This is a genomic window from Moorena sp. (genome assembly GCF_982860115.1).
The window spans coordinates 73,722-89,113 of record NZ_CEYLVT010000002.1 but is presented as its reverse complement, the minus strand read 5'-3'; the positions used below and the strand labels follow the sequence as shown (position 1 = coordinate 89,113).

At 44.8% G+C, this 15,392-nt stretch carries 14 protein-coding genes and 1 tRNA gene; 2 read left to right on the top strand and 13 right to left on the bottom strand.

Features of this window, described 5'->3' with window-relative positions; genetic code table 11:
- Positions 1-34 precede the first annotated feature (34 nt).
- The gene (locus tag AC4II3_RS00910) at positions 35-976 is read left to right on the top strand and encodes a polysaccharide pyruvyl transferase family protein (RefSeq protein WP_488010956.1); all 942 of its coding nucleotides are present in this window, start codon (positions 35-37) and stop codon (positions 974-976) included.
- Positions 977-1,014: 38 nt separating this feature from the next.
- Here AC4II3_RS00910 and AC4II3_RS00905 read toward each other — a convergent pair whose 3' ends face one another.
- The 5 genes from AC4II3_RS00905 to AC4II3_RS00885 all read right to left on the bottom strand — a co-directional run bounded on the left by AC4II3_RS00905 (position 1,015) and on the right by AC4II3_RS00885 (position 6,373).
- Positions 1,015-1,182 carry a hypothetical protein gene (locus AC4II3_RS00905; protein WP_488029487.1) on the bottom strand — a complete coding sequence of 56 codons (168 nt, stop codon included), beginning with the start codon at positions 1,180-1,182 and terminating at the stop codon, positions 1,015-1,017.
- Positions 1,149-1,994, bottom strand: a complete 846-nt coding sequence (locus AC4II3_RS00900) for an ABC transporter permease (RefSeq protein ID WP_488029485.1) — start codon at positions 1,992-1,994, stop codon at positions 1,149-1,151. Before AC4II3_RS00900 ends, AC4II3_RS00905 begins: the two co-directional genes overlap by 34 nt.
- 701 nt (positions 1,995-2,695) lie before the next feature.
- Positions 2,696-3,559 (bottom strand): ABC transporter permease, encoded by an 864-nt coding sequence (locus AC4II3_RS00895; RefSeq protein WP_488012673.1) that lies wholly within the window; start codon positions 3,557-3,559, stop codon positions 2,696-2,698.
- Positions 3,560-3,872: 313 nt separating this feature from the next.
- Positions 3,873-4,997 (bottom strand): ABC transporter substrate-binding protein, encoded by a 1,125-nt coding sequence (locus AC4II3_RS00890; RefSeq protein WP_488012657.1) that lies wholly within the window; start codon positions 4,995-4,997, stop codon positions 3,873-3,875.
- Between the two features lie 221 nt (positions 4,998-5,218).
- Complete coding sequence (locus AC4II3_RS00885) at positions 5,219-6,373, bottom strand: ABC transporter ATP-binding protein (RefSeq protein ID WP_488012675.1); 1,155 nt, start codon at positions 6,371-6,373, stop codon at positions 5,219-5,221.
- A gap of 535 nt (positions 6,374-6,908) precedes the next feature.
- On the opposite strand from AC4II3_RS00885, the gene mrdA reads away from it, so the two are divergent.
- Complete coding sequence (gene mrdA / locus AC4II3_RS00880; RefSeq protein ID WP_488012659.1) at positions 6,909-8,687, top strand: penicillin-binding protein 2; 1,779 nt, start codon at positions 6,909-6,911, stop codon at positions 8,685-8,687.
- Between the two features lie 108 nt (positions 8,688-8,795).
- On the opposite strand, the gene ispE is transcribed toward mrdA, so the two are convergent.
- The 8 genes from ispE to AC4II3_RS00840 form a co-directional block, all read right to left on the bottom strand.
- A complete protein-coding gene (ispE, locus tag AC4II3_RS00875; RefSeq protein WP_488012661.1) occupies positions 8,796-9,746 on the bottom strand; it encodes a 4-(cytidine 5'-diphospho)-2-C-methyl-D-erythritol kinase in 951 nt (316 codons plus the stop codon).
- Positions 9,715-10,563, bottom strand: coding sequence for a 16S rRNA (adenine(1518)-N(6)/adenine(1519)-N(6))-dimethyltransferase RsmA (gene rsmA, locus AC4II3_RS00870; RefSeq protein ID WP_488012663.1), 849 nt, complete (start codon positions 10,561-10,563; stop codon positions 9,715-9,717). Before rsmA ends, ispE begins: the two co-directional genes overlap by 32 nt.
- 230 nt (positions 10,564-10,793) lie before the next feature.
- Positions 10,794-11,759 carry a CBASS cGAMP-activated phospholipase gene (locus tag AC4II3_RS00865; protein WP_488012665.1) on the bottom strand — a complete coding sequence of 322 codons (966 nt, stop codon included), beginning with the start codon at positions 11,757-11,759 and terminating at the stop codon, positions 10,794-10,796.
- Positions 11,760-11,796: 37 nt separating this feature from the next.
- On the bottom strand, positions 11,797-12,162 hold the full coding sequence (folB, locus tag AC4II3_RS00860) for a dihydroneopterin aldolase (protein ID WP_488012677.1): 366 nt from the start codon (positions 12,160-12,162) through the stop codon (positions 11,797-11,799).
- 344 nt (positions 12,163-12,506) lie between these two features.
- A complete protein-coding gene (gene plsY / locus AC4II3_RS00855; RefSeq protein WP_488012667.1) occupies positions 12,507-13,178 on the bottom strand; it encodes a glycerol-3-phosphate 1-O-acyltransferase PlsY in 672 nt (223 codons plus the stop codon).
- A gap of 221 nt (positions 13,179-13,399) precedes the next feature.
- A complete protein-coding gene (locus AC4II3_RS00850) occupies positions 13,400-14,641 on the bottom strand; it encodes a DUF3086 domain-containing protein (protein ID WP_488012669.1) in 1,242 nt (413 codons plus the stop codon).
- A 69-nt stretch (positions 14,642-14,710) separates the two neighbouring features.
- On the bottom strand, positions 14,711-15,100 hold the full coding sequence (locus AC4II3_RS00845; RefSeq protein WP_488012671.1) for a DUF3119 family protein: 390 nt from the start codon (positions 15,098-15,100) through the stop codon (positions 14,711-14,713).
- Positions 15,101-15,288: 188 nt separating this feature from the next.
- Positions 15,289-15,375 (bottom strand) — tRNA-Ser (locus AC4II3_RS00840).
- Between the last annotated feature and the right edge of the window lie 17 nt (positions 15,376-15,392).

Below are 15,392 nucleotides of genomic sequence, written 5' to 3'. Positions count from 1 at the left end.
TCTACCGAACAAAAATGCGACATATTAGGGGATAATGAAACTCTTCTACTACCAATACTCACCCAAACGATTCCCTGGTGGTCTCAATAACTTTGGCGATGATCTAAACCCTTGGCTATGGAAACAGTTAATCCCTAACTTACTAAATGACGATGAAAGCACCGCCTTTGTTGGAATTGGTACCCTCCTAAATAATTTACTATCCAAGCGTTTACCCAATGCTCGCCGAATCATCATTTTTAGTACCGGAGTCGGTTATGAAGAGTTACCAAAACTCCAAGATTCCTGGACAATTTACTGTGTAAGAGGACCCCTCTCCGCCAAAGCCTTAGGCATTTCCCCTAAATTAGCCGTTACCGATGGAGCAGTGTTAGTCAGACGACTCTTCCATCCAACTAGTCAAAAAATCCATCAATTTGCCGTTATGCCCCATGCTAAATCTGCCAGATATGGCGGTCAAGCCTGGCATCAAATCTGTGAACAAATCGGCTTTAAGTATATTGACCCTCGTTTGCCTGTCGAGCAAGTATTATCTGCTATCAGCCAAACCAACATCTTACTAACAGAAGCCATGCATGGAGCAATTGTAGCCGATGCGCTACGAATTCCTTGGGTTCCTATCTGCACTAATCAAACTATCTTGGCATTTAAATGGCAGGATTGGTGCTTATCTGTTGGTTTGAAATACCAACCTCAATATATCATGCCTCTATGGGATTTATATCCTAGAACAGCACGGGGAATTCGTTCCTCAATCCGTTATGCTCACTTTTGCTTTAATTGGCTCAAACAAGATCAGTTGCATTCAGTCAAGACACTTTGGGGTGACAAACAACAATTAATCGCCACTCAACTATTCAGAATCGCTCAAACTACCTCTCCCTACTTAAGTAATGATCATCGGATCGAGCAACTTACCACTGAATTAGAAGAAAGGTTAGATAAATTGAAATCAAGGATGAATTATCAAGGATGAATTATCAAGGATGAATTATCAATTTTGGGGTTGATGAACTAAGGAATAAAATAATATAATGGAATACTATAAACTAACCTTGTATCAGTTATAAATTCCCGATTCCCAATTCCCGATTCCCGATTCCCAATTCCCGATTCCCGATTCCCGATTCCCGATTCCCGATTACCAATTACCGATTTTCCACACTCCGATAACGGAGCCATTCAGCGATAAAAGCAACTGCCCCTGATACCAGGATTAGCAAAACACTAAGAGCATTTATATCTGGTTTAACACCAGTGCGGATGCGGCTAAAGATTTCCATAGGTAAGGTAGTTGCACCAGCCCCAGCCGTAAAACTAGAAATCAGAAAATCATCCATACTTAGGACAAAAGACAATAAACAACCGGCAATAATCCCTGGCATCAATTCCGGTAGTAATATTTTTAGAAAAGCTTGTAGGGGCGTTGCTCCTAAATCAAGGGCTGCTTCTTCTAGGTGAGGGTCAAGCTGGGTGATACGGGAGGAAACAACAATGGCAATATAAGCCAAACAGAAAACTATATGAGCTGCTATGATAGTCCACAGACTAAGAGGAATAGCCATAACTGCCAAAAAGATTAGAGTTGCGACTGCGATCGCAATATCTGGGATAATCAGGGGTAAGTAGGAGATCCCTCGATACAAGCGTTTCCCTGGAAACTGGTAACGGGCTAAACCGACTGCCATCATGGTACCCAATACCGCAGAAATCCCTACGGCCACTAGCGCTACCGTGAGACTATTGAATAGTGCGGTCTTTACACTATCGTCCTGCCATAGTTTCAGGTACCACTTAAACGTGAATCCCTGCCACTGGGCACTGTATTTAGAGTCATTGAAGCTATAAAACGTCAGTACCAGCAGGGGTAAGTACATATAAAAGAACATCACCAGGGAGAAAATACCCTGCCAAGAAACCCGGAGTTTTGGTTGAGAATTTACCATGTCTAGGGGAAGCTCCTCCTGCTGATGGTAGAGTTGCTCATTTGTCATTCGTCAATGGTTACTTATTACTTGTTACTTGTTACTTGTTACTTGTTACTTAATTTAAAGTAAAGTTCATAGTTTAAATTTTCCATTTTTATGAATGCAACCCTGTTATTTTTATAGGTATCCGTGTATAAATTGTGAGAATTGTTGATCCAAATTTCCCTACTCCCTACACCCTACCTTTCAAGGGTATGTTTTTTACAAAGACGTCAGGTGTGGGGTGTAGGGTGTGGGGTGTGGGGTGTGGGGGATAAGAAAATATACTTAATTTGTCGTTAAAAATCATCATTGTCTTGATGCAAAGCGCGAGTGGGGGAAACCACGGCAGTCGCTCATGGTTAGAAGTTACCGTAAGACAGTTGAGCCTTGTCTTGATGCAGTCGCTCATGGGGGAAACCCCCAAGACCGCGCTGCATCGCTAATCAATAAGTTTTACCCCTTTTCTGCATAGCCTAGCAACCATAAAGGCTCAACGTAATCAGGTTTCGTCTCCGGGGGAGACCCCCAAGACCGCGCTGCCTCCCCAAGACCGCGCTGCATCGCTTGTTCGTTGTTTTTCTTTTCCTCTCCCTCTGGGTCGTCCTATGTTTTACCCAAATGTAAAAAACCTACCCCTGTGAGCTACACCCTACTCCCTACTCCCTACACCCTACACCCTACTCCCTACTCCCTACTCCCTACTCCCTACTCCCTTTTCTATAGTGCTATGCTTGTGCTTTGGGATCACCATACTTAATCAAAAGTGCGATCGCGATACTCACCACCAAAATTAACATCATACTCAAAGCTGACCCAAATCCCCAGTTTTGAGTAGCTCCTAAAAACTGGTTATAAATCAATCTTGCTCCAGTCATACTCGATGCTCCCCCTAGCAATTCGGGATTAATAAAATCCCCTAATCCAGAGATAAATACTAGCAAAGAACCTGCGGCAATTCCTGGTAGAGTTTGAGGTACAGTTACCTTCCAAAAGGTTTGAAAGGGATTTGCCCCTAAATCCGCTGCTGCTTCTAACAAACGTTTGTCTAACTTTTCTATAGACGCATAGAGAATCAAGACCATATATGGCAGAAAGCTGTAAGCCATGGCAATCAATACAGCAGCACTACGATTGAGCAAATCCAACCCTGGTAGTCCAAAACTAGTCAGTACTGTATTGAGAACCCCAGTCGGTCGCAGAATGGTAATCCAGGCATAAGAACGCAGTAGAGATGATGTCCACAACGGTAAGATAAAACCCAACAGCAGTAAATTTTGCCACCGCTTGGGTGCTAGCTGAGCAATCCAATAAGCCACAGGAAATCCTAGCAGAAGACAAATCACAGTGGTTCCCATGGCCAAAAAAAGCGATCGCCCCATCACTTGCAAGATTACTGGATCAAATACCCGCAAATAATTATCAATACCAGAGGGATTGACCACATCTCCTGGTCTAATGTTGGGTACCAAACTTAGCTCAAAAATCACTAGGGTTGGCAGCACCAACAACAAAGCTAACCATATACCTGCTGGACTGAGCAATCCTAGGGGTTCTAACCACTGCCATCGTAAGTGTCTCTTATCTTGCATAACTGGGGATTCAGCAATGTTCTCAGTAACGCTTTCAGTGTTATTTATCATTAGTTCTTAGTCATTATTCCAAGACTTATAGCATTTTTATTAAAAAATGCTATATTTGATATTTAATAGATTTAAAACTCTTAAAAATGTGATTAATTATTTATAATTTTATCACTATAATAATGAATTAATTTGTTAAATATAGCAGTTTTGAATAGCGTTTTGCCCTTTTTTAGAGGTATTTTGAATGGTATGTTTATTGCTGCCGTTCCGTACTAGTTTCCTAAACTTTAGGGTGTTGAAAAGGGCTAATTTATAACCCCTAACCACTGGTCAACTGAGTCCAGTATCGGTCATAAAGTTCGCTAACCTCGTCAACAGGTGCAAGACCTTCACAACGTTCTAACGCTGATTCTTCTGGAAACAAACTTGGATCCTCTTGGATGTCACGGGACAATAGCTTAAAGGCTTTTTGGTTTGGTGTGGCGAAGCTCAACCGTTCACAAATTTGAGCAGCAACATCTGCTTCTAACATAAAGTTAATCCAAGCGTAGGCACCCTCAAGATTGGGAGCTGTTTTGGGAATTGCCAAGGTATCGGTCCACAAGGAAGAACCGCTTTTCGGTAGCACATACTGCAAATCTGGGTTTTCTACCATGATTTCAGCAGCATCAGAGGAGTAACACATCGCAATCCATAAATCCCCACTCAGGATTTGCGATCGCCAAGAATCAGAAGAAAATGAAGCAATACTTGGTTTTAACTCCACCAACGTTTCATAGGCCTTTTTGATCTCCTGGGGATTGGTAGAGTTGTACGAGTAACCCAACATTTTCAAAGTGGCACCCATCACTTCTCGCACATCGTTGAGCAAAGTCATCCGTCTCGATAATTTGTCTTTATATTGCCAAAGATAGCTCCAATCCTCCGGTACCTCAGATAGTTTTTTGGAATTGTAAATCAAACCCGTTGTTCCCCAGCTCAGAGGAATACTGTGCAAATTGTTGGGGTCATATATAGGATTGAGGAACTTAGAAAACAGTCGATCCATTCCGATGATGCGTTCAAAGTCCAGTTTGAGCAACAGATCCAACTCAACCATCTTCCGCACCATGTAGTCAGACGGGTAGATAATGCTATAGGCTCCGCCCCCAGAAGCCTGAAGTCGAGCAAGCATAGCTTCGTTGGAATCAAAGACATCAACTACAGCTTTGATTCCAGTTATTTCGGTAAAGCGGTCTAGTAGCTCATCATCGGTATAGTTAGTCCAAGTGTAGATAAATAGTTTATTTCTGTCACCTGGTGAAGTAGTTGTTGGTCTCACCTCAGCTAGAGTCCACCCACATCCAGAGAGGGTTAGACCTGATAGGGCAGCAACCGTGGCTACCTGTAAAAAGTTGCGCCTTGTAGGGCGTTTTAGGAATTGTTGTCGATCCAGTGAAAGCACAATTGAAAAGCTTGAAAGTTGACGTTTGTTTTTGCCCAGGCGTCCGAAGTAGGTTAGGTTGAATAATTTTGGTCAAAACCGATTACCCATTACCCATTACCCCAAAATGGATAGGATAATTAATCCACCAGAATTGATTTAGTAAACCACTAAAAATCTCTTGCTTTACTGAGCACTATTTTGCCAGCAAACTAGGCTCAAAAACTACCGAAATCTTTAAATTATTCCGCCAACACGCGACAATCCGTGGGTGCCCAACGAGCATAAATTGTCGTGTTAGGGTCTGGTAACTTGTTATTGGTGTTGGCAAGTATGACTCTAAGACAGTCGCCACTGAGTAACTCCACCACACATTGAATATGAGTACCCAGGTACATCGCGTGTTTGAGACGTCCTTCAAAGCAATTCATAGTAGTTGTTGTTGTTGTTACTGTTGGCGGAGAAAGACTCAGGCGAATTTTCTCTGGTCGTACACCTACTACAATATCCTGAACATTAGAATTATCCAGGACTTCTCTAACGGATGGAGACTCAACCACAATCTTGATACCAGTCTTGGTGGTAATTTCGAGTGAGTCGGCATCGGACCGTTGCAGACGACCTTTAAATAAATTGGTATCACCGATAAAGTCCGCCACAAAGGTTGTCCGAGGATTTTCATAGATTTCTCTGGGGGAACCCACTTGCTCAATTTTACCTGCACGCATCACAGCGATACGGTCAGAAAGACTCATGGCTTCTTCTTGGTCGTGGGTCACCATCACAAAAGTTAACCCCAGGTCTTGATGGAGATTTGAAAGTTCCACCTGCATCTGTTTGCGTAGCTTGAAATCTAGCGCTCCCAAGGGTTCATCCAACAACAGCACCGCTGGTCGATTAACTAACGCTCGGGCCAATGCCACTCGTTGCTGTTGACCCCCAGACAGTTGAGGGGGATACCGATTCGCCAATCCCTCCAGTTTCACTTGTTTGAGGGCTGCTTTGACTCGTTCCTCAACCTCCAATGGGGGTAGCTTTTTTAGGCGTAGACCGAAGGCAATATTTTCGGATACACTCAGGTGATTGAATAGAGCATAACTTTGAAAGACCGTATTGACAGGTCGGCGGTGTGGTGGAATATGATTCATCGAGCGTCCCTGAATCATTACCTCCCCAGCTGAAGGCATCTCAAATCCCGCTACTAAACGCAAGGTTGTAGTTTTGCCACAGCCAGACGGACCAAGAATGCTAAAAAATTCTCCTTGACGGATACTTAAGTCAACACCACGGACAACAGTCTCGGTGTCGAACACTTTAAAAACCTTGCGGAGTTCAACATCAAGTTTAGCTGTAGTCGTAGCAGTCGGACGTGGTTCTTTAACAGTCGTTTGAAACATGGTGGTTATTTCAGCAGTAGTGATGCCCCCAGAGTCATGCATCGTCTGTCTGCATCTGTGCAACACGGTTTCTCTCCTTGGGTTTATTTTATCCTCCAACCTAAAAATACTCCTGCGGTAGCTAAACGGATCTGCACTGATCCAGTAGCTGAGGTGCGGAAGTAAATTGCTGGGTATTAGGCGTGACTAGGTATTAGGCTAATGGTATGACCTATTAGAACAGGGGCAGTAAAGAGCCTCCTTAATCAAGGATTTGAGGCGGCTTTAGGCTGCTATGGGGAATTAATCGGGCATGTTCCCATTCTGCTAACTACACCCGGTCACGGGTTTACCCCATATCCAGTTTTAACCGACAAGCTTGGGGCGTGAGTCCTGTTGTTTACTTGTCAATTGTCAATCCTTAATTCTTAATTGAAAAGGGGGGCGTATTGGGAATCCAAGCCAATAGGTTACTGCATTGATCAGGTGACTATTCGCCTTAATTGCCCAATCCCGTGTTCTCCAAGTCCGATTCCCCATTCTCAGACCTCTGACGATGACATTAATTCAGCCTTCCTTATCTTCGTATACAGTATATCGATCTAATTCCCGCACTGTCGGACGCAAATACCAATCTGTAGTGATTATGCTACTGATTAGCCTATTCTTGCTGGGGGGAATTGGTTTCCGTTTAGCCTATTTACAGCTAGTTCAAGGGGAACGCAACCGACAGCTGGCAGAAAATAACCGGATTCGCCTGATTCCCAAGCCACCTATACGGGGCAATATTTTTGACCGTAAGGGAAGAGTATTAGCTAGCTATCGGTTGTCTCACTCGGTATTTGTGTGGCCCTTGGTTCTGAGGCAGGAGCAATGGCCCCAAACTCGTAAACGCCTGTCCCAAATTTTGAAGATACCAGACACTGAGATTCAAAAGCGTCTGGAACAAGCGGGCTATAACTCTCCTTACCTACTTCGGATTGCCCGTGGTGTTACTCCCGCTCAAGTTACTGCTTTGGCTGAGTACAGCAATGAATTACAGGGGATAGAGGTGGATATTGATGCAGTGCGGTACTATCCCCATGGACAGCTATCGGCTCACGTTCTAGGTTACACTGGAGAGCTGGACTATGAAGAGCTGCAACGGCGTAAACCTGACGGCTACCGCCTCGGTGATGTGGTTGGAAAAATGGGGGTGGAGAAGTCCTATGAGCATCTGCTACGGGGAGAATGGGGCGGTCAGCAAGTAGAAGTTGATGGTGCTGGACGAGTCGTCAGAGTTCTGGGTCAGAAACAGGCAAAACCGGGTAAACCTATCCATATAAGCATCGATATAGACGTGCAGAAGGCAGCCGAGGCAGCATTAGGCGATCGCAAAGGGGCAGTCGTGGCTATGGACCCCAACACCGGTGCTGTTCTCGCAATGGTTTCTCGTCCAACCTTTGACCCGAATATTTTTTCGACTCGCATCACCTCAGAAACCTGGCGAAAGCTACAAGGCAGAGGGAATCCGTTTATCAACCGGGCAATGCGAGGGTTTCCTCCAGCCAGTACATTTAAGGTGGTCACGGCTTCGGCGGGTATGGAATCTGGTCGGTATTCTCCCAAAACTGTTTTACAGACTTATCCTTACCTGTATGTGGGTGGTCATGCCTTTGGGGAGTGGAACCGAGCCGGATTTGGTCCAATGGGATTTGTGGGTGCTATGGCTTGGAGCAGTAACACCTTCTTTGGTCAAATCGGTCGAGGGGTTGGGGGTAAAACCCTGATTGAATGGGCTCGTAGATATGGCTTTGGTGAAAAAACTGGTATTGAGTTATCTGGCGAATCCCGTGGTTTGATAGTGGATGATGCCTGGAAGCGGAAAAACTACAATTGGGGATGGACCGTAGGAGATACCATAAATATGTCTATTGGTCAAGGGTTTACCCTAGGAACACCCTTACAATCCTCAGTGATGTTTTCTGTAGTTGCCAATGGCGGCTATCGGGTTAAACCCCACTTGCTCAAGAACAATCAGGATGCCATCAAAGGGCGAGTGTCCATTAATATGAAGCCATCAACGATTCAGACCCTGCGCCGAGGATTGCGAGCTGTGGTGACTGGGGGAACAGGAGCGGCATTGAGGGTGCCAGAGTTACCTCCTGCCGCTGGTAAGAGTGGAACAGCAGAGGCTCCTCCTGGAAAAGCTCATGCTTGGTTTGGTGGTTTTGCCCCCTATGATAAACCCGAGATTGCGGTTGTTGCTTTTGTGGAACATTCCGGCGGCGGTGGAGGTTCAGTGGCAGGACCAATTGTGCGCCAGGTGATGGAGGCTTATTTTAAACATAAATAGTAATTAATTATGTTTAATTACCAACAGACTCTGGTCAGTCACTTTCGACTCAGGAGTAACCAACTCAGGGCTAACCAAGTTAGGGCTAACCAACTCAACACTAACGACTCAAGGTGTTGACATGATCTGAATCCCCTGAGTCGATAACTTGGTTACCCAAAACTCCAAATCTGGGTCAGTAATCTCAATGCTTACTTTCTGTTGAATTTCCTGGGCTTGCTCCTGGGACTCGCACAGGGCAAATACCGTCGGACCGGAACCAGACATCATGGTTCCTATGGCACCACTATTCTCAAAGGCTTTCCGTAGTTCCAAGACTTGGGGGTGATTGGGTAACACCACTTTTTCTAAATCATTGCGCAATAGGTTACCAATCTGTCCCCCATCCTTATTCAGAATTTCCTTAACCATCGGACCACTATGAACACGATTAGCACGGGATTCTAAGTCCTCAGGCTCCCGGATATAGGTTTCCCCAAACTGAGCCCGATAAGTCTGATAAGCCCAAGCAGTAGAAACCATCAGACTGCGGTATTTCCCCAAAACCACATATAGAGAATCCAGTCCCGGTAGGGCAGACAACCGCTCACCTCTCCCCAGAGCTAGAGCGGTGCCACCAGCAAGGCAAAACGGCACATCGGATCCAAGCTGTGCCGCTAATTGTTGTAATTCCGGGTGGGTTAATCCCAATTGCCACAACATATCGATTCCTACTAACACAGCCGCTGCATCCGTCGAACCACCAGCTAGTCCAGCCGCTACAGGAATTCGCTTGTGGATAGTAATTTCCACACCACCCAAGTTAGCAAAATACTCAGGAAACTCCTCCCACATCAAGGCAGCTGCTTTATAAGCGAGGTTGCTTTCATCAGTTGGCACTTCGGGATGATGACAGTGGACTTTAATCTCCTGTGTACCAATGGCACGGATGTCGATTTGATCAGCTAATTCGATACTTTGGAGAATCATTGCGAGTTCGTGATAACCATCACCCGCATCACCGAGGATTTCCAAATACAGATTGATTTTAGCTGGGGCATTTAGGGAGTATGAATGCATTCTTTATGGTGATCTGATTCGCTAGGGCTATCCATTGAGCAACACTAAGGTCTTCGGCTCGGGCTTGAGGGCTTATTTCTAATTGTTCCAGCAATTGGGTAATGCGATCGCGTTCAATTACAGATTTTAAATTATTGCGCAACATTTTACGTTTGCTGCCAAAGCCCAGTTTCAATAGTGTCTCCAAGCATCTGGGGTCAGAAGCTGGTGGTTCGGCTAGGCTCGGATGTAACCGCACCACAGCTGAATCGACCTTGGGGGGAGGAGAGAAAGCCGACCCAGGGACATCGCAAATCAATTCACATTGGGCGAGATACTGGACCCGCACTGATAATGCCCCAAATGCTCTACAACTGGGCTTGGCATATAACCGCTGAGCTACTTCTTTTTGCACTAGCAGCACGATTAAATCAAACCCTGGCACAGCTGGCTGAGTGATGGTACCTAGTAACTTTTCCAGAATTGGACCGGTAATATTATATGGGATATTGGCAACTACTTTATTAGGTTTTTGGAAATTAGAAAAGTTAGCTAACAAGGTATCTAAGTCTAGGGATAGAAAGTCTCCTTGCAGCAGTAAAAAATTATCTATCTTACCGAGTTTTTTAACTAATAATCGGCACAAGTCTCGATCAATTTCTACCGCCACTACAGACTGAACCAAAGGCAGTAACCGCTGGGTAAGAATGCCAGTACCCGGACCAATTTCTAGAATGCGATCGCTTTTTTGTAAATTAGCGGCTGTGACGATTTGGTTCAGTGCCTCCTCGCTACGCAACCAATGTTGAGAAAATTTTTTACGTGCTTTTAAGGTCATTACCCAATTTTATATTTCTCAATTTGGTAACCAATTGACCACCGAAGCGCGTAGTTACCGATTACTGAAGTATAATACTGATGCTACTGTACAGGATATCAGAGCAAGTTTAGTTAATCACGTCTAATCGGTTTGATACCATAAATGTTAGTTTTTAATTAACGACTAACAAGTAACCAAATTCCTTGAATTATCAGTAGTAAACCGACCAACAAGATTTTCAAGGTTCCTCAATGGATTTTCAGGAAGTTCTGGAACAAACCTTGGTTTTGCCAGGCGTAATTCTTAGCAACACGCTTTAACTTCGCAATATTGCTCCGAGTCGCATCATCCATTGTGTCATTAGTGATTTCCGGTTGTAGACGCAGGTAACGAGAAACTGTTCCATCCTCGGATTTTAAGCTATCCATCAACTCTTTGGTAATATACCGGTGAATGTCAGACGGAGCATCAAATAGCACTTCAATCAATCGTCCTTGCCATCCCCATTGTCCCAATCCCCAGCCTCTAGCTTTTTCCCAAGGAATGGGGCGGTTGGATGCTCCTGTGCCAATGGAGATTATAGAAATTTCCTCAAGGGAATGATTTAAGCGGATCGCTTCAGCTAATGCACAGCTTGAGGGATTATTCGCCCCAACCCCACCATCAATTGCCGAGTAAGTCTTGCTTTGAGTCTTAAGCTGATGGGCTGGAAAATAGGTGGGGGCAGATGCGGAACAGACACAGGCTTCCCACAAGGGAACATGAAAATAATCTTTGTCTTCACGCCAGCTTTTAAAGATAATCGGCATGCGACTAATGGTGTCGTAGGCTGTGATCAACAGCCGAGGTGAATCGTAGATATCCGAAAGCTTGGTCGTCCCAAACTGTTCTTTCATCACCTCAATTAACCCCTGATTGGAGTGTTTAGGAGCAGAAAGACCATACTGAAGGATAACCTTCAGCCGCTTTAGTGAAAAACGGCTGGTGTAGCGGAAAATCCTTTCCCCTTTCTGTTCATAAAGTCTAATCATCTCCCGACTGGGGATGCCAGTGGCAATTCCGGCAGCCAAGATTGAACCAGTGGAGGTACCTGCAATTAAATCAAAATACTTGTTGAGGGGCTGGTTAATCTCTTTCTCCAATTCCGCCAAGATTACTGCTGCGATAACGCCCCTAATACCACCGCCATCTAAGCTGAGTATGCGAAAAGTCATGATCTCCCTAAAAACCCACGATGTTGAATTATTCCTCCTAACTATTGTGACGGCTTCTAGTCACTTCCAGGGTGATCTTACCTCCAAAATCTGGAATCGGGGCACCAGGTTTGCTTAACTGCACTTGGACTTGTTCCACCTGATCGAATTCTAGGATGGCATTAGCAATTTGAACTGCCAATTTTTCGATCAGGGCGCATTTTGAGGTTTTAACCAAATTCTTGACAGTATCAATAGTTTGCCGATAATCCATGGTATCGCTAAGATCATCACTTTCTCCCGCAGGGCTTAGATCTAGCCACATGGTCAGGTCTACTTCAAACCATTGTCCTAGGGTCTGTTCTTCGGGTAGGTAGCCAGTGTAGCCGTAGCAGCGAATATTGCTCAGTTTAATACAGTCCATCATCATGTGAAATTTTCCCTCATGTATCTCCTATCACCAACGTAAACGATTGCGATTAGCGCTACTACTTTGGGCTAATCCCGTTCCAAATCTAATGTTTAAAAATGAGAATTGCTGGAATCTACTACCAGAATTTTTGTCTCAATTCAACCCCTAGCATACAACGATATCTCTTGGTGCGCTTTCACGCTTCGCTCTGTTGGTGCGCGTTCACCCTTGTCGGGAAACCCGACCGGGGTCGCACCGCGTCGCAAAAAGCGCGGGGTCGCACCGCTGCGTAAGTCCGCTCCTTTATTAGATTTGTACTCAAGCAATCCATAACCAGGGACTTGTGTTTTATAGTCTTAGTCTGTTCCAGTCTCTAAGGATACTGCTGGAGAAAGGGGTTTCCCGATTTGGGGTTCGGTACCTGTAACTATACGCTGGATGTTACTGCGGTGACGGATGATCACATATATGCCAGCAGCAATACCAAATAACTCGTAGGCAAGAGGAGCTTTGGTAAGGTACATCAGTAGGGAAACAGCGATCGCACCAGCAATGGAACTGAGAGAGACAATACGAGAAATGGCCAAGACTATTGCAAATACACCTACGGTTCCTAACCCTACAGGCCAAGACATGGTGAAGATAACACCTATACTGGTGGCAACGGATTTACCTCCGGTGAAGTTTAACCAAATGGATTTACTATGACCAAAGATAGCAGCAAACGCAGCCAATGCCACTAACCAGGGTTGCCAGGTTTCAGGCAGTAGGGAAACGTCTGTCAGGGTATAAAAGCCATTGACTAGACTAATAGCTGCTACTCCTTTCAAGGCATCAATCAGTAATACCACCACTGCTGGTCCTTTGCCCACAGTTCTCAATATATTGGTAGCACCGGTGGAGCCAGAGCCATGCTCGCGAATATCAATATCTTTAAGCCAGCGTCCTGCTAGGTAACCAGTAGGCAGGGAACCTAATAAATAGGCTGAGATTATTAGTAGCCCACTCCAAGTTAAGTTAAGTACCATTGGTGTGATGTTGAAGATTGTGACAAGATCCGGCAATAATTCCCCGATCACCACCGCGACGGGTAGCTCGGCTGTAACATTGCTAACTGTTTTGATGTAAAGCGCAAGTGGGGGAAACCCCCGTCGGAGCAACTACATCGATTTTTCAGTTCGCTGAACCTCCTGATTGGCAGCAGTTTCGCGCCTGTTTTGCGAAAATTAAACCCAGTAAACCAAGTAATTCAATAATCGTCGTAAGTATACATCTGCCGAGGGTCAGGTGCAAACGCCAACCATAGGGGAAATTGCAATAATGAGAGACTGATCTTATCTTCGGTTTCGTCAACAATGATTAAGGCTAACTGATCCCGCTTGATCAGTCGTTCCGCTTTTTGAACCAGGGCTATTGGATCTTCAAATAGAACAACTCCCCGTTCTGGACCAAAATCACTGCGGGAGATTCCCAGACAGTCCTGTAATCCTCTACGCCATTCTCCCAGTCGTTCTGGGGTGTTGGCCAGCACAAGAGTACTTAGGCGATTGTCATACAGTGTCCGCAACACGGATATAACCGCTGAGGCAATTAAAACATTTTGTAAGCGGCTGCCCATAGTTTGCAGCGCACCACGACCACCTTGGGAAAAAAACCACTGAGAAACTTTTTCAGCGTGAATTGGCTCGAAGGTACGACGCAGTTGCCAGGGAGGACCATAATAATCTGGCATTTTGCGATATTGATCCAACAGCTGACGAATATGTCGGACTTCGTCTTTAAATGCTTGTTCGGCAAATTGTGGGTTGCCTCTGGTCGGGGGTGGTGGGGTTTCTTCTAATTCTGACCGTGGTGCTTCCCTTGGCGGCTGGGAGAGTTCCAGTTGTTCTGCAGCAGCAGCTAGGTCTTGTAAGGAGCCAACCAAATAATCTTTAAAGCCTTGAACCCGAATCGCTAGCTCTTGAGATACACCCGCAAAACTGGTGCGCATTTCTTCACGAATCCGTTCCCGGCGGCGTTCTAGTTGCTCAATAGAAATTTGCAACTTTTGCTTGCGTTGCTCCAGTTCGGTCAGACCTTCAAGTATCATCCGCTCCACAACTGCTTGGGTGGTTCCCAATTCCTTTGAAACCATTGACTGTTCATGGTTTTGCAGATTGGCAATTCTCTGTCTCAACTCCTGTTCTTTTTGCTCAAGTTCAGCCACAGTTTGAGCTAAGTTAGCGATTTTTTTGGCTTGATCTGAAGACTGCCCTAGTTGAATTTCACTAACTTTATCCTCCTGAAGCGGCTCACTCGACTGTGTTGGTTTAGCTTTGTCATGGTCTGATAGGGTCAGAGAAATGGGAGGAAGGTTGGGAGCTTGAGAGTTATCTCTAGGAGTAGCCCTATCTTGATCTGGCCAATTTGACTCCTGTGAATTATCTAATCCCTTAACTGCTTGGTTATTATCTTGCTCTTGTTCTGGGTTTTGTGGGTCTTCGGAATTCATTTAAACTGATTTCTTAATAACTTATTCACTAACTACCTAACCTCTACTCTATACTTTGAGGTAAGTCAGTTATCCTTTAGGGATGCGTTCTTCTAGGCAAGTTCGTAGCAGCTTTGGATCAAATAGAATTGGTAGAAAGTGAATGCTTTTGACTTCTGAAAAATAAAACAAAATCGGTACTGATGTCCAGAAGATTTCCCAATTTTGCCATTCCTGATAAGGAAAACGCCGGATCAGGGTTTCGGAGCGATAAATATCCAAGGCGGTTTCAGTAAATTGCAGGCGTATGGTTACGGCCTGAAACAACAAGAAGAAGCCCAACAAGGCGATCGCTAAACTTACCCAGGGTTGTATGAGCACTATTGTCACTGCAGCAATAATCAACACTATAGGCAGTGTATAACTTGGAGAGAGTTCAACTGTTGATGTTGATTTTGGAGAATAATCAGCAGAAGTCACTTCGCTTAAATCCCGAGCTGATAAAGATGAATGAATATATGAATATAATTTAATTCTAATCCTATATTCCCAACTTCTTCGATCTTCCCAACTTCTTCTATGGGATGACAGTTACCTGATCTTACCTACTACCAGTATTTAGCACATTTATGAGTAAGATTTACCAAAAATTGAGTTAAATCCTTGTACGGAGAGGGGGGGATTCGAACCCCCGATGGCTTTGACACCATAACAGATTTCGAGTCTGCCACCTTAAACCACTCGGACACCCCTCCATGATTTAGTCAAACCG

What these genes read in the sequence shown, in the direction of transcription:
- AC4II3_RS00910 (WP_488010956.1), top strand. Translation starts at nt 35, where the DNA reads ATGAAACTCTTCTACTACCAATACTCACCCAAACGATTCCCTGGTGGT.
- AC4II3_RS00905 (WP_488029487.1), bottom strand. Translation starts at nt 1,182, where the DNA reads ATGGCTCCGTTATCGGAGTGTGGAAAATCGGTAATTGGTAATCGGGAA.
- AC4II3_RS00900 (WP_488029485.1), bottom strand. Translation starts at nt 1,994, where the DNA reads ATGACAAATGAGCAACTCTACCATCAGCAGGAGGAGCTTCCCCTAGAC.
- AC4II3_RS00895 (WP_488012673.1), bottom strand. Translation starts at nt 3,559, where the DNA reads ATGCAAGATAAGAGACACTTACGATGGCAGTGGTTAGAACCCCTAGGA.
- AC4II3_RS00885 (WP_488012675.1), bottom strand. Translation starts at nt 6,373, where the DNA reads ATGTTTCAAACGACTGTTAAAGAACCACGTCCGACTGCTACGACTACA.
- mrdA (WP_488012659.1), top strand. Translation starts at nt 6,909, where the DNA reads ATGACATTAATTCAGCCTTCCTTATCTTCGTATACAGTATATCGATCT.
- ispE (WP_488012661.1), bottom strand. Translation starts at nt 9,746, where the DNA reads ATGCATTCATACTCCCTAAATGCCCCAGCTAAAATCAATCTGTATTTG.
- rsmA (WP_488012663.1), bottom strand. Translation starts at nt 10,563, where the DNA reads ATGACCTTAAAAGCACGTAAAAAATTTTCTCAACATTGGTTGCGTAGC.
- AC4II3_RS00865 (WP_488012665.1), bottom strand. Translation starts at nt 11,759, where the DNA reads ATGACTTTTCGCATACTCAGCTTAGATGGCGGTGGTATTAGGGGCGTT.
- folB (WP_488012677.1), bottom strand. Translation starts at nt 12,162, where the DNA reads ATGGACTGTATTAAACTGAGCAATATTCGCTGCTACGGCTACACTGGC.
- plsY (WP_488012667.1), bottom strand. Translation starts at nt 13,178, where the DNA reads ATGGTACTTAACTTAACTTGGAGTGGGCTACTAATAATCTCAGCCTAT.
- AC4II3_RS00850 (WP_488012669.1), bottom strand. Translation starts at nt 14,641, where the DNA reads ATGAATTCCGAAGACCCACAAAACCCAGAACAAGAGCAAGATAATAAC.